This is a genomic window from Nocardia sp. NPDC059236, from assembly GCF_042754085.1.
Classification (GTDB): domain Bacteria; phylum Actinomycetota; class Actinomycetes; order Mycobacteriales; family Mycobacteriaceae; genus Nocardia.
Window position 1 is genome coordinate 107,913 of sequence record NZ_JBHZAF010000013.1, and the last position, 18,742, is coordinate 126,654.

18 protein-coding genes are annotated in these 18,742 nt (G+C 67.3%); 14 read left to right on the forward strand and 4 right to left on the reverse strand.

The window, feature by feature from the left end; all coding sequences use genetic code 11:
* Positions 1 to 71: 71 nt before the first annotated feature.
* Positions 72 to 632 (forward strand): CGNR zinc finger domain-containing protein, encoded by a 561-nt coding sequence (locus tag ACFXIV_RS30295; protein WP_379400685.1) that lies wholly within the window; start codon positions 72 to 74, stop codon positions 630 to 632.
* Here ACFXIV_RS30295 and ACFXIV_RS30300 read toward each other — a convergent pair.
* Positions 534 to 1,949, reverse strand: coding sequence for a glycosyltransferase family 87 protein (locus ACFXIV_RS30300; protein WP_379400686.1), 1,416 nt, complete (start codon positions 1,947 to 1,949; stop codon positions 534 to 536). The two genes, ACFXIV_RS30295 and ACFXIV_RS30300, sit on opposite strands and share 99 nt — an antisense overlap.
* A gap of 246 nt (positions 1,950 to 2,195) precedes the next feature.
* Between ACFXIV_RS30300 and rpsF the strand changes: the two genes are divergently transcribed.
* The 6 genes from rpsF to ACFXIV_RS30330 all read left to right on the forward strand — a co-directional run bounded on the left by rpsF (position 2,196) and on the right by ACFXIV_RS30330 (position 7,407).
* On the forward strand, positions 2,196 to 2,486 hold the full coding sequence (gene rpsF / locus ACFXIV_RS30305; protein WP_083869414.1) for a 30S ribosomal protein S6: 291 nt from the start codon (positions 2,196 to 2,198) through the stop codon (positions 2,484 to 2,486).
* 134 nt (positions 2,487 to 2,620) lie between these two features.
* The gene (locus tag ACFXIV_RS30310) at positions 2,621 to 3,172 is read left to right on the forward strand and encodes a single-stranded DNA-binding protein (RefSeq protein WP_364609364.1); all 552 of its coding nucleotides are present in this window, start codon (positions 2,621 to 2,623) and stop codon (positions 3,170 to 3,172) included.
* A gap of 64 nt (positions 3,173 to 3,236) precedes the next feature.
* Positions 3,237 to 3,506, forward strand: a complete 270-nt coding sequence (gene rpsR, locus ACFXIV_RS30315; RefSeq protein WP_040814320.1) for a 30S ribosomal protein S18 — start codon at positions 3,237 to 3,239, stop codon at positions 3,504 to 3,506.
* A 17-nt stretch (positions 3,507 to 3,523) separates the two neighbouring features.
* Entirely contained in the window at positions 3,524 to 3,979 is a 456-nt protein-coding gene (gene rplI, locus ACFXIV_RS30320; RefSeq protein ID WP_354841000.1) for a 50S ribosomal protein L9, read from the forward strand.
* Between the two features lie 629 nt (positions 3,980 to 4,608).
* Positions 4,609 to 6,003 (forward strand): replicative DNA helicase, encoded by a 1,395-nt coding sequence (gene dnaB, locus ACFXIV_RS30325; protein WP_379400687.1) that lies wholly within the window; start codon positions 4,609 to 4,611, stop codon positions 6,001 to 6,003.
* A gap of 48 nt (positions 6,004 to 6,051) precedes the next feature.
* Positions 6,052 to 7,407, forward strand: coding sequence for an LAGLIDADG family homing endonuclease (locus ACFXIV_RS30330; protein WP_379400689.1), 1,356 nt, complete (start codon positions 6,052 to 6,054; stop codon positions 7,405 to 7,407).
* A gap of 325 nt (positions 7,408 to 7,732) precedes the next feature.
* On the opposite strand, the gene ACFXIV_RS30335 is transcribed toward ACFXIV_RS30330, so the two are convergent.
* Entirely contained in the window at positions 7,733 to 8,518 is a 786-nt protein-coding gene (locus ACFXIV_RS30335; protein WP_379400690.1) for an amidohydrolase family protein, read from the reverse strand.
* A gap of 84 nt (positions 8,519 to 8,602) precedes the next feature.
* Here ACFXIV_RS30335 and ACFXIV_RS30340 point away from each other — a divergent pair, with 84 nt between their 5' ends.
* The 4 genes from ACFXIV_RS30340 to ACFXIV_RS30355 all read left to right on the forward strand — a co-directional run bounded on the left by ACFXIV_RS30340 (position 8,603) and on the right by ACFXIV_RS30355 (position 13,661).
* On the forward strand, positions 8,603 to 8,971 hold the full coding sequence (locus ACFXIV_RS30340) for a MerR family transcriptional regulator (RefSeq protein ID WP_379400692.1): 369 nt from the start codon (positions 8,603 to 8,605) through the stop codon (positions 8,969 to 8,971).
* Positions 8,972 to 9,002: 31 nt separating this feature from the next.
* Positions 9,003 to 10,934, forward strand: coding sequence for a CocE/NonD family hydrolase (locus ACFXIV_RS30345; protein ID WP_379400693.1), 1,932 nt, complete (start codon positions 9,003 to 9,005; stop codon positions 10,932 to 10,934).
* A gap of 135 nt (positions 10,935 to 11,069) precedes the next feature.
* Positions 11,070 to 13,013: a DUF6301 family protein gene (locus tag ACFXIV_RS30350; protein ID WP_379400694.1), complete on the forward strand. Its 1,944-nt coding sequence runs from the start codon at positions 11,070 to 11,072 to the stop codon at positions 13,011 to 13,013.
* 9 nt (positions 13,014 to 13,022) lie between these two features.
* Positions 13,023 to 13,661 carry a class I SAM-dependent DNA methyltransferase gene (locus ACFXIV_RS30355; RefSeq protein ID WP_379400695.1) on the forward strand — a complete coding sequence of 213 codons (639 nt, stop codon included), beginning with the start codon at positions 13,023 to 13,025 and terminating at the stop codon, positions 13,659 to 13,661.
* 12 nt (positions 13,662 to 13,673) lie between these two features.
* Here the strand turns inward: ACFXIV_RS30355 and ACFXIV_RS30360 are convergent, their stop codons facing one another.
* Positions 13,674 to 14,096 carry a winged helix-turn-helix transcriptional regulator gene (locus tag ACFXIV_RS30360; RefSeq protein ID WP_379400696.1) on the reverse strand — a complete coding sequence of 141 codons (423 nt, stop codon included), beginning with the start codon at positions 14,094 to 14,096 and terminating at the stop codon, positions 13,674 to 13,676.
* Between the two features lie 66 nt (positions 14,097 to 14,162).
* Here ACFXIV_RS30360 and ACFXIV_RS30365 point away from each other — a divergent pair, with 66 nt between their 5' ends.
* The 3 genes from ACFXIV_RS30365 to ACFXIV_RS30375 all read left to right on the forward strand — a co-directional run bounded on the left by ACFXIV_RS30365 (position 14,163) and on the right by ACFXIV_RS30375 (position 18,280).
* Positions 14,163 to 15,065 carry an NADP-dependent oxidoreductase gene (locus ACFXIV_RS30365; protein ID WP_379400697.1) on the forward strand — a complete coding sequence of 301 codons (903 nt, stop codon included), beginning with the start codon at positions 14,163 to 14,165 and terminating at the stop codon, positions 15,063 to 15,065.
* Positions 15,066 to 15,154: 89 nt separating this feature from the next.
* Positions 15,155 to 16,690, forward strand: a complete 1,536-nt coding sequence (locus ACFXIV_RS30370; protein ID WP_379400698.1) for an FAD-binding protein — start codon at positions 15,155 to 15,157, stop codon at positions 16,688 to 16,690.
* 36 nt (positions 16,691 to 16,726) lie between these two features.
* On the forward strand, positions 16,727 to 18,280 hold the full coding sequence (locus ACFXIV_RS30375) for a phytoene desaturase family protein (protein ID WP_379400699.1): 1,554 nt from the start codon (positions 16,727 to 16,729) through the stop codon (positions 18,278 to 18,280).
* A gap of 39 nt (positions 18,281 to 18,319) precedes the next feature.
* On the opposite strand, the gene ACFXIV_RS30380 is transcribed toward ACFXIV_RS30375, so the two are convergent.
* A complete protein-coding gene (locus ACFXIV_RS30380) occupies positions 18,320 to 18,736 on the reverse strand; it encodes a winged helix-turn-helix transcriptional regulator (protein WP_379400700.1) in 417 nt (138 codons plus the stop codon).
* Positions 18,737 to 18,742: the final 6 nt, after the last annotated feature.

Consider the following 18,742-nt stretch of genomic DNA (forward strand, 5'->3'; position numbering starts at 1 on the left):
CGCTAACCGGTTCAGGTGGTTATACCGTGACACCTTCTTGAATAACCTGTCAAGGGGGTTACTATGAGGACATGTCCACCTTCGCCGATCCGCACCTGTTCGTCAGCGGCAATCTCGCGCTGAACTTCATCGGTACGGCTCAGGAACGACGCACCACCTTCATCGACAGGCTCAGCAGCGACGACGAACTCGCCGAATGGGTAACGGCGGCAGGCATCCTCGACACCGCACCGGACTGCACCGGTGCCCTCGCGCGGGCCGTGAAGCTACGCGAGGCCGCCTGGCGGCTGATGCTGGCCACCCTCGACGGCGAACCCGCCGCCGACGCCGACCGGCGACTCGTCAACCGGCACGCTCACGACACCCCGCCCGAGCTCACCCTGCGCGCCGACGGCAGCGTGCACCGTGGCGGGACACTCGATTCCGCGCTCGCGGCCATCGCACGCTCCGCCATCGAACTGCTCGGCAGCCCCGACCGGGACCGCATCAAGGAATGCGGGCGAGACGCCTGCACCCGCCTCTACATCGACACCTCACGCGGCGGTTCGCGCCGCTGGTGCGATATGGCGGTCTGCGGAAACCGGGCCAAGAGCAAGGCGTTCCGCGCCCGGAACACCGAGCCCGCCGGCTGACCGCGCCCGCGCCGTCACGAACAGGAAGAAGAACACCACCAGCAGCGCGGCCCGGCCCCACACGCCGATCTGCACGATGTTCTGCTCGAATCCGGCATCACGGCCCGCACCCAGGGCATAGAAGTAGCGGAAGACGCCGATCCCGATACACGCGTCCGCCATCAGGTAGGTGACGGTCAAGCTCCACGGCACCTCCAGCAGCACCAGGAACGGGATCAGCCACAGCGTGTACTGCGGCGAATGCACCTTGTGGAACAACAGGAATCCACACAGCATGGCGCCGCTGACACCGATCCACGGATACACCCCCGCCAGCTGATACCGCCGCCAGCCCAGCCAGCAGGCCAGCCCGAAGGACCCCAGCACCAGCAGCGGCGAGGCGGCCGACACCACGGCCTGGAACGTCGACTCGCCCTCGCTGGTCTGGGCGAACAACGGGCGTAAACCCCAGTACCAGATGGAATTCGTGGTGATGTCGGCCTGCCGCAGCTGCTGGAAGGTGATCGACGCCCGCCAGCCGTCATAACCCGCCAGCGCGAACGGCAGATTGATCGCGACCACCGTGCCGACAGCGGTGCCGGCCACCATGAGCGCGCCGCGCACATCGAATCGCCGCTCCCGCAGCGGGTTTTCACCGAGCAGCACGTAGATCAGCAAGGGCAGCACGAAGATTCCGGGATACAGCTTGAAACAGAAGCCGATCGCCAGGAATACCGCCGCGGCTATCGCCCGGTCCCGCAGGGAATATCGCGTCAGCACGGTCATCACGTAGAACGCGGCCACCGCGGTGGCCACCACCGGCAGTTCCCAATTGTGAAAGGCATAGAGCACCAGGGGCGGACCGGCCGCCCACAGCAGCGCCGCCGGACCGGCCATCCGGGCCAGCAGATACGCGGTGAGCAACGCGAACGGGGCCAGCAGCAGCGCCGAGCGCAGCAGGAAGTCCGCATCGGTGTGCGCGCCGATGCCGCCGATCCACATGAGCAGACCGCTCAGCACCGGATACTCGACCGCGCCGCCGGTCAACTGGCCATCGGGTGTGATGCCGCCCGTTATATACGGAAAGACGTGTTCATTGATGCCGCGGCCCAGCCACAGGTACTGAATATCGGAATAGCAGACATTCGAGTCCTTGATGACATCGAAAATGGCGCTGCGACCCGACTCCTCGAACGGCCCACCGGCACACCGCGCCTTGTTCACATACGCGATCAGCAGGGTGACCCCGCACACCAGCGTCGACGTGACCGCGATCATCGACCGGCCCACCTCGCGGCGGTGAGCGACCGCTGCGCTGGCGACAGGTCGGTTCGGCATGCGCACCACCATAGGTCTCTCTTCGGCGTGTCCGCGTGTTCAAGCTCGGGACTGGCCCGATTTCGCAGGCCATGCCTATCTATCGCCCGGCCGCCGCCGACGTGAACACGCGAGCAAGAGCCTCGATACCCCGGCGCGGAGCACCGCGTTCCCTCATGTAGCCTTGTCGGGTTGCTGACGCAACGAACCCTCCTGCCCACGGACAGTCCGTGGGCCGTTCACAGTCCACAGGAGGTGATGAGGTCCGTGCGTCATTATGAAGTGATGGTTATTCTCGATCCGCAAATGGACGAGCGCACCGTCGGCCCGAACCTGAACAACATGTTGGGTGTTGTCGGTGCCGAGGGCGGCAAGGTCGACAACGTCGACATCTGGGGCCGCCGTCGTCTCGCCTACGAGATCGCCAAGCAGGCCGAGGGCATCTACGCGGTCGTCACCCTGACCGCCAAGTCCGAGACCGTCAGCGAACTCGATCGCCAGCTGGGCCTGAACGAGTCGGTGCTGCGCACCAAGGTGCTGCGCCTCGACAAGAAGTAGTCCAGTCCTCCCGCAACGTCGCTCGTAACCGTCGGTGCCTATCTCTAGGCTGACTGGCAAACCGTGCACTGAGCCCATGATCGGGCGTGCACGGGCGAGCGCATTGCGGACTGCACCGGAAAGCAGGAGGAACCATGGCCCAAGGCGACACGGTCATCACCGTCATCGGCAATCTGACGGCTGACCCCGAGCTTCGATTCACGCCCGCGGGAGCGGCCGTCGCGAACTTCACCGTCGCGTCGACTCCCCGCGTGTTCGACCGTAATACCAATGAATGGAAAGACGGCGAAGCGCTTTTCCTGCGCTGCAACATCTGGCGTGAAGCTGCGGAGAATGTGGCCGAGAGTCTGACCCGTGGCTCGCGAGTGATCGTGAGCGGACGACTCAAGCAGCGCTCCTACGAAACCCGCGAGGGTGAGAAGCGCACGGTCGTCGAACTCGAGGTCGACGAGGTGGGTCCCTCCCTGCGGTACGCGACCGCGAAGGTCAACAAGACCACCCGTGGCGGTGGTGGCGGCGGCTTCGGCGGTGGCGGACAGGGCGGCGGCCAGCAAGGCGGCGGCTTCTCCGGTGCTGGCAGTGGTGGGGGTCGTGGCGGCCAGAGCGCCGGCGACGACCCATGGGGCAGTGCCCCCGCGGCCGGCTCCTTCGGGGGCGGCGCGATGGACGACGAACCGCCGTTCTAGACAACGGCTTTCCCCGGAATCCGCCCCGACGGCTGGGTTCCCGAAATTACGGAGTTGAAAGACCATGGCCAAAGCACCGGCACGCGAAAAGGTGCTGAAGAAGAAGGCTTGCACCTTCTGCAAGGAAGACAAGGCTGGCAAGAAGAACAACACGGCCGGCGCCAAGATCGACTACAAGGACACCGCGCTGCTGCGCAAGTACGTGTCCGATCGTGGCAAGATCCGCGCTCGCCGGGTGACCGGCAACTGCGTCCAGCACCAGCGCGATATCGCTGTCGCCGTGAAGAACTCGCGTGAGGTCGCTCTGCTGCCTTACGTGTCCACCGCCCGCTGAGAAAGGAAGGCACAGCAATGAAGCTCATCCTCACCGCTGATGTCGACAACCTCGGTGCGCCCGGCGACACCGTGGAGGTCAAGGACGGCTACGGCCGTAACTTCCTGCTGCCGCGCGGCCTGGCGATTGTCGCCACCCGTGGCGCGCAGAAGCAGGTCGAGGGCATTCGCCGGGCGCAGGATGCCCGCCGCGTGCGCGACCTGGACCACGCCAACGAGCTGAAGCAGGCCATCGAGGGCCTGACCGGCGTGTCGCTCGCGGTCAAGACCGCCGGCACCGGCAAGCTCTTCGGTTCGGTCACCGCCGCCGATGTCGCCGCGGCCATCAAGGCCGCCGGTGGCCCGGTCGTCGACAAGCGCAGCATCGAGCTGCCGAAGGCCCACATCAAGAGCACCGGTAAGCACGGTGTCGTGGTGCACCTGCACCCGGATGTGATCGCCAAGGTCGACCTGCAGGTCACTGCCGCCGAGTAATTCGGTTCGTCGGAGGCCGCCTCAGCTGTGGGGCGGCCTCCGATTTTCTTTGTTCGATTTTTTCTGTTTGCCAGATATTCGCTGATTGCGTGTCGCGTGTACCGGGGCGAGGTGTCGGCATGCAGAATTCACGATGTTCGCCCGGGTTGTGGATTACTCGGCAAACCAACCATTCTCGTTGTGCGACAGGTCACAAACGTGAGACCGTCCGTTCACCCAACACGCCCGGACGTTACCGTCCCGCGACACGCCGCACCCAATTGATCCACAATTACACACAATGCGAATTTCGCCACTACCAGCGTATTGAGTGACCGCATCGACTGTTGTCCCCAAGTTTTCCACAGGGGGTGCACAACAGTTGGTGAACAATACCCACGTTGTCCACAGGTGTGTACACAGCTCGGTTTGGCGGGTCACCGTCCGGTCGCCTAGGTTCGCATTCGATGTCGTGACCACTGCCCGGGACGACACGACTCCGTGTATCCAGCGCCCACCACCACGGGTTTGCCACCGCGCCTGCACAACTCGGCGTGGCGGCGCCGCGTGGCGGACCGAACCTGTCGGTGCGCAGGCGTACAACGGTCATGGACTCGTTCCGGGCGCGAGGAGAGAGGACGGTCGAGCCGATGGCAGTCATCGACGATCGCGGCCACGACGATCACGGGCCCTCCGACTATCCCGACGCCCCCGGCGAGGATTTCGGCCGTCAGCCACCCCACGACATGGCCGCCGAGCAATCCGTCCTGGGCGGCATGCTGCTGTCCAAGGACGCCATCGCCGATGTCGTGGAGGTCATCCGCCCCGGCGACTTCTACCGCCCCGCCCACGCGGCCGTCTACGACGCCATCCTCGACCTCTACGGCCGCGGCGAACCGGCCGACCCGGTGACGGTGGCCGCCAACCTCGACCGCCGAGGCGAGCTCAAGCGCATCGGCGGGGCCCCGTATCTCGTCACGCTGACCCAAACGGTCCCCACCGCGGCCAACGCCGGCTACTACGCCGAAATCGTTGCGGAGAAGGCGATCCTGCGCCGTTTGGTGGAGGCGGGCACCCGAATCGTCCAGTACGGCTACGCCGGCGCCGACGGCCAGGACGTCGCCGAGGTCGTCGACCGCGCCCAGGCCGAGCTCTACGACGTCACCGAACGCCGCTCCAGCGAGGACTTCGCCCCGCTCACCGACATCCTCCAGCCCACGATGGACGAACTCGACTCCATCGCCTCCCGAGGCGGCATCTCCCTCGGCGTCCCAACAGGTTTCACCGAACTCGACGAAATCACCAACGGCCTCCACCCCGGCCAGATGATCATCGTCGCGGCCCGACCCGGTGTCGGAAAGAGCACGCTTGGTATGGATTTCATGCGCAGCTGCTCCATCAAGCATGGTCTGGCCAGCGTCATCTTCTCGCTGGAAATGAGCCGCACCGAAATCGTCATGCGCCTCCTATCCGCGGAAGCGAAAATCAAACTGGGCGATATGCGTTCGGGTCGCATGAGCGACGACGACTGGACCAAGCTGGCGCGGCGCATGAGCGAGATCAGCGAAGCGCCACTGTTCGTCGATGACTCGCCGAACCTGACGATGATGGAAATTCGGGCGAAAGCCCGACGGCTCAAGCAAAGACACGATCTGCGCCTTGTGGTGGTCGACTACCTTCAGCTGATGACATCGGGCAAAAAGGTCGAATCACGTCAGCAGGAAGTTTCCGAATTCTCGCGGAGTCTCAAGCTTCTGGCGAAGGAGCTGGAGGTGCCGGTGATCGCGATTTCGCAGCTCAACCGCGGTCCGGAGCAGCGGACGGATAAGCGGCCTATGGTGTCCGATTTGCGCGAATCGGGATCACTAGAACAGGATGCGGACATGGTCATCCTGCTGCATCGCCCAGATGCCTTCGAGCGGGACGACCCTCGTGGTGGCGAAGCAGATCTCATTCTAGGAAAGCATCGAAACGGTCCGACCGCAACCATTACTGTTGCGCACCAATTGCATTTGAGCCGATTTGTCGATATGGCCCGAGGCTAATCGCAGATTTCGCGCGTTTCGAACGCGGATTCGAGCTACAGTCGGCGCGTGCAGACGAACCAGGCTCCTGATGAAGCAAGAGGTAAGCGCACCAATGCTTTTGGTCACTCCGGACTGGGCGGTCTGACGGCTTCCGCGCAAATCCTGAGGGCCGATAACGGGATCCCCACATCAGTGGAGACCCTGATGCACAGCAACGAACGACCGCTCGTTTGGTCGCTCGACAAGCAGATGCGCTTCGTCGCTCGGCCACTGGAGAACATGCTTTCCAGCGGCACAGGCGAAGTCGTACAGCTTCGTTTGGCCTCCGGCCGCTCAATCGACATGACAGCCAAGACACGTTTGCTGACTGTCGACCGTTGGAAGGAACTGGGAGAACTCGAGGTCGGGGACCGTATAGCCATCCCTCGCTGGACTCCTGCGCCCGTTCATACCGAGGAAATGCCCGACCCTGAGGTAATCCTGTTGGCACACATGATCGGCGACGGATCGTGCGTCAAGCGCCAGCCGATCCGATACGCGAGCATCGACGAAGAGAACCTCGCCGCGGTCACGGAAGCCGCTACCCACTTCGGCATCACGGCGATTCGTGACGAGTACGCGGCGGCGCGCGTCACCACACTCCGTTTGCCCGCGCCCTATCGACTCACCCATGGCAAGCGCAATCCGATCGCCAAATGGCTCGACGATCTCGGACTCTTCGGTTTGCGTAGCTACGAGAAGTTCGTTCCTGAGCGGGTTTTCACCATGCCGACCGAGCAGGTCGCGATCTTCCTCAGGCATCTCTGGGCGACGGACGGCTCCGCCCGCTGGGATGAGAAGGGTCGACAGGCCCGGATCTACTACACCTCTACCAGCCTGAGACTCATCGAGGACGTCGCTGACCTTCTGGTCCGACTGGGAGTCCACGGTCGCATCAGGCTTGTACCGAAGGCCGGTTACCGGGACTGCTGGCATCTCACGATCGACGGTGGGGAGAACCAGATCACCTTTCTGGAAGACATTGGATCCCACGGTGCGCGCGGCGTCATCGGTGAAGCGTGTTTGGCCCAACTCGATATGATGACGTCAAACCCCAACGTGGACACGATTCCCAAAGAAGTCTGGAACACGGTTCGAGCACTCCTCTCGACCCGCAATATGACCCATCGGGAGTTCCAATCTGCGATGGGAACCAAGTTCTGCGGGTCCACCATGTGGAAGCACTCGCCCAGCCGCCTGCGTCTGGCCCGAGCAGCAGACATCCTGGATGCACCCGAACTGGCCATGCTGTGTACCAACGATATCTTCTGGGATCGCATCACGGAGATCAGCGATCTCGGAGAGCAAGAGGTGTTTGCTGCCACAGTCGCTGGCACCGAAAACCTTATCGCACAGGGTGTTTCAGTCTACGCCGGACTCTGACCCAGGCCCGGCTCATCGCGAGCCCTGAAGTCGCTGAGCCGCACCAGGTTTGGTGTGACCGGTTCAGCCGATGTTAGTGGAGAGCGCGGGGAGCATGCGGACGGCCATGCAGACCTGGAAGGCTCGGGTGTTGGCAAGGGCAGGGCTTCTAGAGCCATGCCGTTGACTGTGCCCATGGTGGGGCGGTCCCCGCACCGGGCGCAAGCGGGCGTGACGACGGGGGCAGTTCCCGTCGTCACGCTCGCTCGATGGACCTATCGTCCGACCCGCAGGATTCGTTGCTGAAAATTAGCGACAATCTTGGGGATTGGCGTACACCCGCAGGTCAGGCTCGGAGAATTCGTTGAAAGTTGTCCTCCAGGACCAGGGTTCGCACTGCCGGATCTGCGATGGCGGCCTCGACGGTGTGTCGCGCGGCGACCACGTCTCCGTAGGGTGTGTTCGAGCCGAACAAGCACTGATCGGGGACTTCCTGTGCGGCGGCGGCGACCGCGAACACCTGCAACGCGCTCGACAGATCGATGTGCAGGTTGGGCCGGTCCGCGGCCAGCTCCACCAGGTCCAGGGCGTGGAATCCGCCCAGGGCGCCGACGATCAGGGGAACGGACGGATAGCGGGCGGCCAGTGCCGAATAGGTTCGGAGATCGTCAAGGGTGTTGGGCGCGAAGCCGTGGACCAGTACCGGTATCCCGCCGTGGTCGGCGCTGACGGCCAGCACCGGTTCGATGCGCGCGGCTTGCCCGGGCGGTGGGGTGATCTCACCGATGCCCACGATGCCGGGCCGGGTCAGGTAGGGCTCGAACCATTCGCCGAGGTGCTCGGCGGGCAGTAGTGAGGGCAGGCTCGCGAAGCCGAGCGTGGTGCCGGGGTATGCGTCCAGCGCGCGCAGCACTTCGTCCATGGCCGCCCGCACCTCGTCCGCCGCCGCGTCCGCACCGCCGATAACGGCTGTCAGCCTGGCGAATTCGGCCCGCACCTCGTCGAGGGTGCGGGCGCGTTCGGGGTGGACCCGGGTGGAGAGCAGCACCGTGCGATCCACGCCGGCCTGCTTCGCGCGCGCCAGCTGTGCGGCGGGGTCGATGGTGACGTGGGCGTGGACATCGGTGACCATGGCGTTTCCTCCGGCGGGGAATGGGCGGCAGCGGCTCGACGCTAAACGTTGACACTGGGGTCAAGGTCAAGCCGGAGGACATGGATGCTGATCAGCGAGCTGTCGCAGCGCAGTGGGGTGAGCGCCCGCGCACTGCGGCACTACGACCGCAGCGGCCTGCTGGAGGCCGGGCGGCGGTCCAATGGCTACCGGGATTTCCCGGAGTCGAGTGTCGAACGGGTGCGCCGGATTCGGGCGCTGCTCGAGGTGGGTCTCGATCTGTCGGGGGTCGCGGAGCTGCTGCCGTGCTTCGCCCCGGATGGACAGCTGGGCGGGTGTGAGCGGGCGCAGCGCCGGCTGACCGATCGGATCGCGGATCTGGACCGGTCGCTGGTTGCCATCACGCGGGCGCGGGCCGTGCTGGCCGCGGAGGTCGCGCGGTGGGATCGGCCTGCTTTGCCCGATTGTCGGTGAGTGGATGTGGGACCGGGGTTACGGTCGATCAATGAGCCGTAGTGGGAGCGGGCGCGGTCGTATCGCTCGGGTGGGGGCGGTGGCCGCGGCGATCGCGCTGGTGGTCGCGGGCTGCGGGAGCGGGGGGAACGGGCCGGCGCCGCAGGGGGCGGCGAGCTGGCCGCCGTCGGACGGGCGCGGGTCGTGTGCGGTCGACAAGCAGGAGAATGTTCCCGCGACCATGCGCGACGGCGTGGTGCTGAAAGCGGATGTGTATCGGCCCGAGTCGGCGGATCCGGTGCCGGTGATTCTGATGCGGACGCAGTACGGGAAGACGTCCGCGCAGGTCCAGCCGTTCCGATACCAGACCCCGGACTGGTTCGCTTCGCACTGCTATCTCGTTGTGGTGCAGGACATTCGAGGGCAGGGGCAGTCGGGCGGCACCTTCACCGAGTTCGCGAATGACACCAATGACGGCTACGACTCGGTGGAGTGGGCCGCCACCTTGCCGGGTTCGAATGGCAAGGTCGGGATGTACGGCTCGTCGTATGTCGGTGCGACGCAATGGCTTGCGGCCGTCGGCGCGCCGCCGCATCTGGCGACCATCGTGCCCGCCAATACCGCCTCGGACTATTACGACGGCTGGACCTATGAGGGCGGTGCGTTCCGGCTGGCGTTCGTGGAGCCGTGGGCCATGGAGACCATCGGCGCGAGCGCGGCCCTCAATCGCGGTGACACCGCCACCGCCAAGCAGCTGGGAGTCGATGGCGCAGACTACACGCGCTGGCTGGGTTTCCGCCCGTATCAGCAGTTTCCGCCGCTGCACCCAGGTGATCCGGTGGTCGCGCCGTGGTTCTACGACTGGATCTCGCATTCCACCCGCGACGACTACTGGAAGCAGTGGAGCATTCGCGATCGGTACGCGAACGTGAAGGTCCCGGTGCTGGATGTGGAGGGTTGGTACGACGCCTTTCTCGCGGGCGGGGTGCAGAATTTCTCCGGCATGGTCGCCGGTGGCGGCACGCCGGAGGCCCGGGCGGGGCAGCGCCTGGTGCTGGGCCCGTGGGATCACGTCGGCTGGGGTCGTCCGGGCAGCAAGGTGGAGACCCCGATGCTGGCGGCGAGCGGTGCGGCGGGCGACAGTCCGATCAACGACCTCATGCTGGCCTGGTACGACCATTTCCTGAAGGGCAAGGACAACAAGGTGTCCAGGAAGCCGGTGGTCGACTACTTCCTCATGGGTGCGAACAGGTGGAAGTCGGCCTCGGCCTGGCCGCTGCAGGATACCCGCTGGACCACCTATTACCTGTCCGGCAATGGCGGCAATGGAATTCAGGGCCGGGCCGGGCTGCTCACCACCGATGCCCCGCAGGACGCGCAGCAGCCGGATCGCTACGACTACGACCCGCTCAATCCGGTGCCCAGCGCGGGCGGGCACTCGTGCTGTGGCGCGTCGACGGGACCGCAGGGTCCCGTGGATCAGTTCGTGGTGGAGCAGCGTTCGGATGTGCTGACGTACACGACCGCGCCGATGCCCTCCGATACCGAACTCACCGGGCCGATTCGCGTGACGCTGTGGGCGTCCTCGACCGCGACCGACACCGATTTCACCGCGAAGCTGGTGGCGGTGGCCCCGGACGGCTCGACGGTGAATCTCAACAACGGGATCGTGCGCACCGCGTTCCGCGATTCGCTCGATCATCCGTCGCCGATCGTGTCGGGTCAGCCGTATCGGTTCACGATCGATGTGTGGCCGACCAGCTATCTGGTCAAGGCCGGATCGGCGATCCGGGTGGAGGTGTCGAGCAGCGATTTTCCGCAGTTCGCACCGAATCCGAATACCGGTGACCCGTTCGGGCAGAACATGAATACGCAGGTCGCGACCCAGACCGTGTATCACGACAAGGATCACCCGTCGGCGCTGGTGTTGCCGATCATTCCGGCGGGCGACTCGGGAAGTTCACGTTTCCCGATGGCGCACTGACATATTCGCCCCCGATCATGACCGTGGCCGGGCTTCCCGTGGATTGTCCGCCCCGTGCGGGAAGCACCGGCCGCCTACAGACTAATCGCGATCGCGAAGGCCCCCGGCACGGCCGGGCCGGGTTAGTGTCGCTGGGTGGCTTTCGAGGTGCGTGTCGATACCGCGGGTGCGGTCGAGATCGTGAGAGCGGCAGCGGGGTTCGGCTGGCGCTGGGGCTCCGGCAATGTCTCCGAATTCGCCCGGCTGGTCGGATGGAGTAGTCCGCAGCCGGTGGGAACACTGCGTACCGGCCCGGTCTTCTCCCGGACCGGGCTGTCGGTGTGGTGGGACTCGGCCATGTTCTGGGGCAGCGACCGCGGCCTCGACCATGTGCGCGTGACCATCTCCGACTGCCCGCCCCCCGCGGAGTTCGGCAGCCGGGAACTCCTGGACGCGGCACTGGCCCGCACGACGGCCGTGTTCACCGAGCACTGGGGCGATCCGGAGAGCCCGGCCGCGGGGCCGGCCGAGGGCCCGGCCTGGCGTTTCCCGACCGTATTCGCGGGCCTCACCATCGGTGTGGACACCGTCGATCTGCTGCTGGTGAACCCGACCGCGCAGCGGTACTGGATGGAACGCCGGCACCAGACGGCCCGTCGCCGCGCCGCCGCGGGCGCCTGGACCCGCTTCGCCGAGAACCTGGCGGGCTTCGTGGAGACGCTGCCGGTGGACGCGCGCCTGCTGATCACCGCGCCCGGCAGCCGCTTCGTCCAGTTCGACGCCGGGCCGGAGCAGCTGACCGGCGAGCTGGCCCGCACCGAATTCATCGACCCCACCTGGTATTACGGCCCGGAGACCGAGCAGCGGCTGATCGACCTGGGCTGGACGCCGCCGCGCCAGGCCAACTGGACGCGCACCCTGTCCCGGCGCGCGGGCGCCGTGGCCATGAGCGGGCTGGCGCTGCGCACCGCCGATACGCTGCGCACGGTCGGTGTCACCGCGCCCACCGAGCTGGTGGCCGACGCCTGGGTGGAGGGCGGCGCGGATCTGGACGTGACGCCGCTGGGCATCCCCCCGCATCCCACCTCCCGCAGCCAGCGCGCCGAATTCCTGCGCCGCCACGCCGTCTCCGACTTCGATGCCGGGCCGCTGCGGGTGGACGTGCCCGCCGGCGTCGAGATCGCCCGCGCGGCGCGGGACTTCGACTGGACCTGGACGCGCGCCGACCTGGACGGCTTCGCGGCCACGGTGGGCTGGAAACCGGTGCACGACAGCGATACCGGCGAGCGCACGGTGTGGGCGGACACCGAATTACGCGTGGACGATCCGCGCGCCCGCTTCTGCTTCGACGGTGACCGGCTGGAGGCGGTCTGCGTCACCCTCAGCGACAGCATCGAATCGTTCCTCTACGACGAGGGCCTGCCCGGTGAGGTGCGCGAGCAGCGCACCGCCGCCCAGGCCCGCGCCCTGGACGGTTTCCGCACCGAGTTCGGTGTGCCGCGCCATGCGGTACTGGGGCAGGCGCACGGACCGGCCTGGCCCGGCGACCGGCTCACGGTGGGCCTGGTCACCGAGCCGGACACGGTGGAGCTGTACCTGGTGCGGCCGGGCGAACGCGACCGCCGCCTCATCATCGAGCAGCAGCGCGCCGCCTTCCGCGCCCACGACCGCGAATGGGCGCAGTGCTATGAGGAATTGGCCGCCCTCATCGCCGATCTCACCGAGTCCGGCCAGCTCACCGTGGACGCCGGGGAACCGCATCGCGCCCGGATCAATCTCGACCACGACCAGGACCAGGAGCTGTTGCGGCTGGAACTGGCCAGCGCGACCGCCCGCGAATTGTCCCCGCGCGTCCTGAAATTCATGCTGCGCGACGGCTGGCAGCATCCGGATCACCGATATCCGCTGTGGCACATCGATCTTCCGCTGCCCGCCCTGCCGCGGGACCTGCGCCGGCTGGCCCGGCTGGCGGTGCTGCCGCTGCGCACCCTGATGCCGCCGCAGGCCCGGTTGCGCGTGCTGCTGAACGGCGAGTATCAGGCGGTGCGCGCACCGTCGACGGGCGCGATCGGCGCGCAGGCGGCCGCGCCGGACGCCTAGAGTCGAGGCATGATCGACAGCGAGGACATGCGCGTCACCCGGGCCGCCTACGACGAGGTGGCGGAGCTGTACGCCAAGCTCTTCCACCGGCAGCTGCACACCAATATCTTCGATCGATCGATGCTGGACGCCTTCGCGGAAGCGGTGCGGGAGAACGGGAATGGTCCGGTGGCCGATATCGGCTGCGGGCCGGGCCGGGTCACCTCGTATCTGGCGGCGGCGGGTCTGGAGATGTCCGGTGTCGATCTGTCGCCGGAGATGATCCGCCTGGCCCGGGAGGAGTACCCGGACATTCCGTTCGAGGTCGGTCCCATGGAGCAGCTCCGGTATGGCGACGCCGCCCTGGCCGGGCTGGTGGCCTGGTACTCGATCATTCACATTCCGCCGCAAAGGGTTCCGGCGGTGCTGACCGAGTTCGCGCGGGTGGTGCGGCCCGGCGGGCACGCCGTGTTCGGCTTCCAGGCCGCCGACGAGCCCACGGGCGTGCGGGATTACGCGCACAAGGTCGCCCCCGCCTACCGGTGGGCGCCGGGCACCTTCGCGGAAGCGCTGGCCGCCCATGGTTTCCGGGCCACCGCAACGCTGTCGCGGGAGGCCCGCCCGGACGAGTACACCCCGCACGCCACCGTGCTGGCGGTCAGGGTCTGAGAACGCCGGTGGTCACGTCCGGATCGGTTCCGGTTCCCGTGCCGCCCGCTCGTCGAATTCGGTTCGGGCGGCGGTGATTTCCTCGGCGTGCTGCAGCGCCCACTGTCCCATGGCGTGGGTGATCCGGCCCAGGTCGGCGCCCAGATCGGTGAGCGCGTACTCCACCCGGGGCGGCACGGTCGGATACACCGTGCGCCGGACCAGCCCGTCGCGTTCCAGGTCCCGCAGGGTGCGGGTGAGCACCTTCTGGGTGATGCCGTCGAGGCGGCGGCGCAGTTCGTTGAATCGGATCGGCCCGCCCTCGTTGCGCAGGGTGCCCAGCACCAGCAGCACCCACTTGTCGGCCAGCACCGCGAGGATGTCGCGGGCGGGGCAGCGCCGCAGGTAGCTGTCGACCAGATTTCCGGATGGCTCCCAGTCGGAGACGGTATCCATGAGGTACCTCGGGATCAAAAGAGTGCCTTCTTCCTACGAGATACTATCCGGCGCAGGATCGAGATCATGAAAGCGATCAGTCAGCGCACCCTCGGTGGACCGGACGTTCTGGAGACGGTGGAGGTCGATGTTCCGCGACCCGGCACCGGCGAGGTGCTGGTGCGGGTGGCCGCCACCTCGATCAATGCCGCCGATTGGAAACTCCGCTCGGGCGCGGTCACCAAACTGGGCCCGCCGCCGTTCACGCTGGGCTTCGACCTGTCGGGTGTCATCACCGCGGTCGGCGCGGAGGTCACCGAATTCCGGCCCGGTGACGATGTTTTCGGGAATGTGCTCAGCCGTTCCGGCGCGTACGCCGAATATGCGGTGGCCCCGGCGCAGTTCCTCGCCCACCGGCCCGCCGGGCTCGACCACATCCATGCCGCCGCGCTGCCGACGGCGGTGCTCACGGCGTGGCAGGCGCTCACCGATGTCCAACCGGGACAACGGGTTATGGTGCACGCGGCGGCGGGCGGCGTGGGGCATCTGGCGGTGCAGATCGCCAAGGCGCGCGGTGCGTACGTGATCGGCACCGCCCGCGCGGCCAATCACGAGTTCCTGCGCGGCCTCGGCGTCGACGAGCTGATCGATTACACGGCAACCGATTTCACCACCGTCGTCAGCGCTGTGGACATCGTGTTCGACCTGGTCGGCGGCGACTATGCGGCCCGCTCGCTGCGGGTGCTCACCCCGCACGGCCGGATGATCGACGCCCAGGGCGAGGAGCCGCTCGACGATCCTCGCTATCACCGCCTCTGGTTCACCCCGTCCGGCGCGGACCTGCGCGCGGTCGCGGACCTGGTGGCGGCCGGGCGGCTGCGCGCCGAGATCGATCGGGTGATGTCCCTGGCCGATGCCGCGGAGGCGCACAAGCTCAGCGAATCCGGCCGGGTGCGCGGCAAGATCGTCTTGACCACCTGGCACGACTGATCCGGCTTTCCGGCCATCGGGATACTTGATGCACGGGCCGCTCCCGGCGCATACCGTCGCGGAGAGACCACGTTGATCAGGGAGTAACGGTGACGGACTGGAACGAAGAAGTCGATGTCCTGGTGGCAGGGTCGGGCGGCGGCCTGGCCGGGGCCTATACGGCGGCGCGTGAGGGGCTGACGGTGGCGGTGGTGGAGGCCACCGACAAGTTCGGCGGTACCACCTCGTTCTCGGGCGGCGGCGGGGTCTGGTTCCCGTGCAATCCGGTGCTGCAGCGCGCGGGCGTGGACGACACCATCGAGGACGCGCTCACCTACTTCCGGTCCGTGGTCGGTGACCGTACCCCGGCCGAGCTGCAGGAGACCTACGTCCGCAATGGCGCCAAGGTCATCGAATATCTGGAGCAGGACGAGGCTTTCGAATTCCAGATGTTCCCGTGGCCGGACTATTTCGGCAAGGCGCCCAAGGCGCGGCTGGACGGCAAGCGGCACATCATTCCCGCGCCGCTGCGGGCCGCGAAGCTGGGCGAACTGAGCGACTCGGTGCGCGGACCGCTCGGCACCGACCGCCACGGCGACCCGCAGCCCGACTACCTGATCGGCGGGCGGGCCCTCGTCGGCCGGTTCCTGCTGGGGCTGTCCAAGTACCCCAACGCCAAGCTGTACCTGAACTCCCCGCTGGTCGAGCTGGTGACCGCGGACGCCGCGGTGGTCGGGGCGATCGTCGAGCGCGACGGTGAGCGGGTGGCCATCCGGGCCCGCAAGGGCGTGCTGCTGGCCGCCGGCGGTTTCGAGGGCAACGACGAACTACGGCAGCGCTACGGGGTGCCGGGCGTGGCCCGGGACACCATGGGGCCGTGGGGAAATCAGGGCAGGGCGCACGAGGCGGGCATGGCGGTGGGCGCCGACAGCGACCTGATGGATCAGGCGTGGTGGTCGCCGGGCCTGGTGCACCCGGACGGGCGCGCGGCCTTCGCGCTGTGGTTCACCGGCGGCATCTTCGTCAACCAGGCCGGTGCGCGCTTCGTCAACGAGTCCGCGCCCTACGACCGGCTCGGCCGCGACATCATCGAGCATCTGAACGACGGCTCGGCGACGCTTCCGTTCTGGATCGTCTACGACGACACCGAGGGCATCGTGCCGCCCATCAAGGCCAGCAATGTGCCGATGGTCGACGCGGAACGCTATGTCGAGGCGGGCCTGTGGAAGACCGCCGACACCCTCGAGGGCCTGGCCGCCGAAATCGGCGTTCCCGCCGAGGCACTGGTGGCGACCGTGGCCCGCTTCAACGAATTCGCGGCCCAGGGCGTGGATCCGGACTTCGGCCGCGGCGACGAGGCCTACGACCGCGCCTTCTCCAATGGCGAGCCCCCGCTCACCCCGATCGTGAAGGGCCCGTTCCACGCGGCCGCCTTCGGCATCTCCGATCTGGGCACCAAGGGCGGGCTGCGCACCGACACCGCCGCCCGCGTGCTGAACACCGACGGCGAGCCGATCCCGGGACTGTACGCCGCGGGCAACACCATGGCGGCCGTGAGCGGCACCGTGTACCCCGGTGGCGGCAATCCCATCGGCGCGTCGGTGCTGTTCAGCCACCTGGCGGCGCTCGACATGAGCGGCCGCTAGCCGCTCCCGGCGCCCATAATGTGATGCGATGGGCGCATGACGCGAGCGGGATACGACGTGATCGTGGTGGGTGGCGGCCACAACGGCCTGGTGGCCGCCGCCTACCTGGCCCGGGCCGGACGTTCGGTGCTGGTGCTGGAACGCCAGGCCCACACCGGTGGCGCGGCCGTGTCCGAGCGGGTGTTCCCGGGCTTCGACGCGCGACTGTCGCGCTACTCCTATCTGGTGAGCCTGCTCCCCGAGCGCATCGTGCGGGACCTGGATCTCAGCTTCGAGACCCGCAAGCGGCGCATCTCGTCGTACACGCCGATCGGTGGCACCGGGCTACTGGTGGACAACGGTTCCGAGGCCGCCACCCGCGCCAGCTTCGCGCAGGTCACCGGATCCGAGCGGGATTACGAGGCCTGGCAGCGCTTCTACGCCATGACCGGGCGGCTGGCCGAGCGCGTCTTCCCGACCCTGACCCACCCGCTGCCCACCCGCGCCGAATTGCAGCGCACGGTGGACGATTCCACCGCCTGGGAGACGATTTTCGAACGGCCCCTGGGCGAATCGGTGGAGGCCGCCTTCGCCGACGACACCGTGCGCGGCGTGGTGCTCACCGACGCGCTCATCGGCACCTTCACCCACGCCCACGATCCGGCGCTGCGGCAGAACCGCTGCTTCCTCTACCACGTGATCGGCGGCGGCACCGGCGACTGGAATGTGCCCGTCGGCGGCATGGGCGCGCTCACCGACGCGCTCGCCGGCGCGGCCCGCACCGCCGGGGCCGAGCTGAGCACCGGATGCACCGTCACCAGCATCGAACCCTACGGCGACACCGCCGACGTGCACTACCTGCACGGTGATCACGGGCACGTGGCCAGCGCGCGGCACGTGCTGGTGAACGCCGCGCCCTACGTGCTGGCGGAACTGCTGGGCGAATCGGCCGAGAAACCCGAGGGCGCGCAACTGAAGATCAACATGCTGCTGCGGCGACTACCGAAACTCCGTGACCCGCAGGTGGATCCGCATACCGCCTTCGCCGGCACCTTCCACATCGCCGAATCGGCCGATCAGCTCGAGCGCGCCTACCGGGAGGCGGCCGCGGGCACGCTGCCCTCGGCCCCGCCCTCGGAGATCTACTGCCACACCCTGACCGACCCGTCGATCCTCGCGCCGGAGCTGAACGAGCGCGGCTTCCACACCCTCACCCTGTTCGGGTTGCACACGCCCGCACGGCTTTTCGCCGACGATCCGCACGGCGCCAAGGAGCGGCTGGTGGATGCCACACTGGCGCAACTGGATTCGGTGCTCGCCGAATCGATCCGCGACTGTCTCGCCCTGGACGGCGAGGGCAACCCGTGCCTGGAGGCCCGCACCCCGGTCGAACTCGAACGCGAGATCAGCATGCCCGGCGGCCATATCTTCCACGCGGACTTGTCTTTTCCCTACCGCGCCGACGACGCCGACGACAGCCCCGCCGCCCGATGGGGCGTCGCGACCGGGCACCGCAATGTCCTGCTGTGCGGCGCGGGCGCGGTGCGCGGCGGCGGCGTCAGCGGCATCGGCGGCCACAATGCCGCCATGGCCGTCCTCGAAGCGGGCTGAGCGAATCCGCATGCGGGGCTGAGCGACCGGAATCGGCGCTCAGTCCAATTCGCCGTGCTCCGCGTCCCAGCGGGCGCGGGCCGCGGCCACGGCGTCCATGTGCGCGCGGGACCAGTCGGCCAGGTAGAAGGCGACCCCGGCCAGGCTCTCACCCATCTCGGTGAGCCGGTACTCCACCTGCGGCGGAATGGTCGGGTAGGCCGTGCGCTCCAGGAACCCGTCGCGCAGCAGCCTTTTCGTGGTGAGCGTCAGCATGCGTTGCGAGATACCGGGCACCGCGCGCTGCAGCTCGCCGAACCGGCGCACGCCCTTGCGCAGTTCGACCAGCACCTGCACGGTCCATTTGTCGCCGATCCGGTCCAGGGTGTCGCGGATGCCGCAGTGGTCATCGCCACACGGCCCGGCGGGAACAGCGGCTGCGGCCTGGTCGGTAACAGCGGTGTTCGTGACTGACACCGAAGT

Coding starts and splice junctions, on each gene's coding strand:
- ACFXIV_RS30300 (WP_379400686.1), bottom strand. CDS start 1,949: ATGCCGAACCGACCTGTCGCCAGCGCAGCGGTCGCTCACCGCCGCGAG.
- ACFXIV_RS30345 (WP_379400693.1), top strand. CDS start 9,003: ATGAGCCGTAGTGGGAGCGGGCGCGGTCGTATCGCTCGGGTGGGGGCG.
- rplI (WP_354841000.1), top strand. CDS start 3,524: ATGAAGCTCATCCTCACCGCTGATGTCGACAACCTCGGTGCGCCCGGC.
- ACFXIV_RS30355 (WP_379400695.1), top strand. CDS start 13,023: ATGATCGACAGCGAGGACATGCGCGTCACCCGGGCCGCCTACGACGAG.
- dnaB (WP_379400687.1), top strand. CDS start 4,609: ATGGCAGTCATCGACGATCGCGGCCACGACGATCACGGGCCCTCCGAC.
- ACFXIV_RS30335 (WP_379400690.1), bottom strand. CDS start 8,518: ATGGTCACCGATGTCCACGCCCACGTCACCATCGACCCCGCCGCACAG.
- ACFXIV_RS30360 (WP_379400696.1), bottom strand. CDS start 14,096: ATGGATACCGTCTCCGACTGGGAGCCATCCGGAAATCTGGTCGACAGC.
- ACFXIV_RS30295 (WP_379400685.1), top strand. CDS start 72: ATGTCCACCTTCGCCGATCCGCACCTGTTCGTCAGCGGCAATCTCGCG.
- ACFXIV_RS30340 (WP_379400692.1), top strand. CDS start 8,603: ATGCTGATCAGCGAGCTGTCGCAGCGCAGTGGGGTGAGCGCCCGCGCA.
- ACFXIV_RS30365 (WP_379400697.1), top strand. CDS start 14,163: ATGAAAGCGATCAGTCAGCGCACCCTCGGTGGACCGGACGTTCTGGAG.
- rpsR (WP_040814320.1), top strand. CDS start 3,237: ATGGCCAAAGCACCGGCACGCGAAAAGGTGCTGAAGAAGAAGGCTTGC.
- ACFXIV_RS30375 (WP_379400699.1), top strand. CDS start 16,727: ATGACGCGAGCGGGATACGACGTGATCGTGGTGGGTGGCGGCCACAAC.
- ACFXIV_RS30310 (WP_364609364.1), top strand. CDS start 2,621: ATGGCCCAAGGCGACACGGTCATCACCGTCATCGGCAATCTGACGGCT.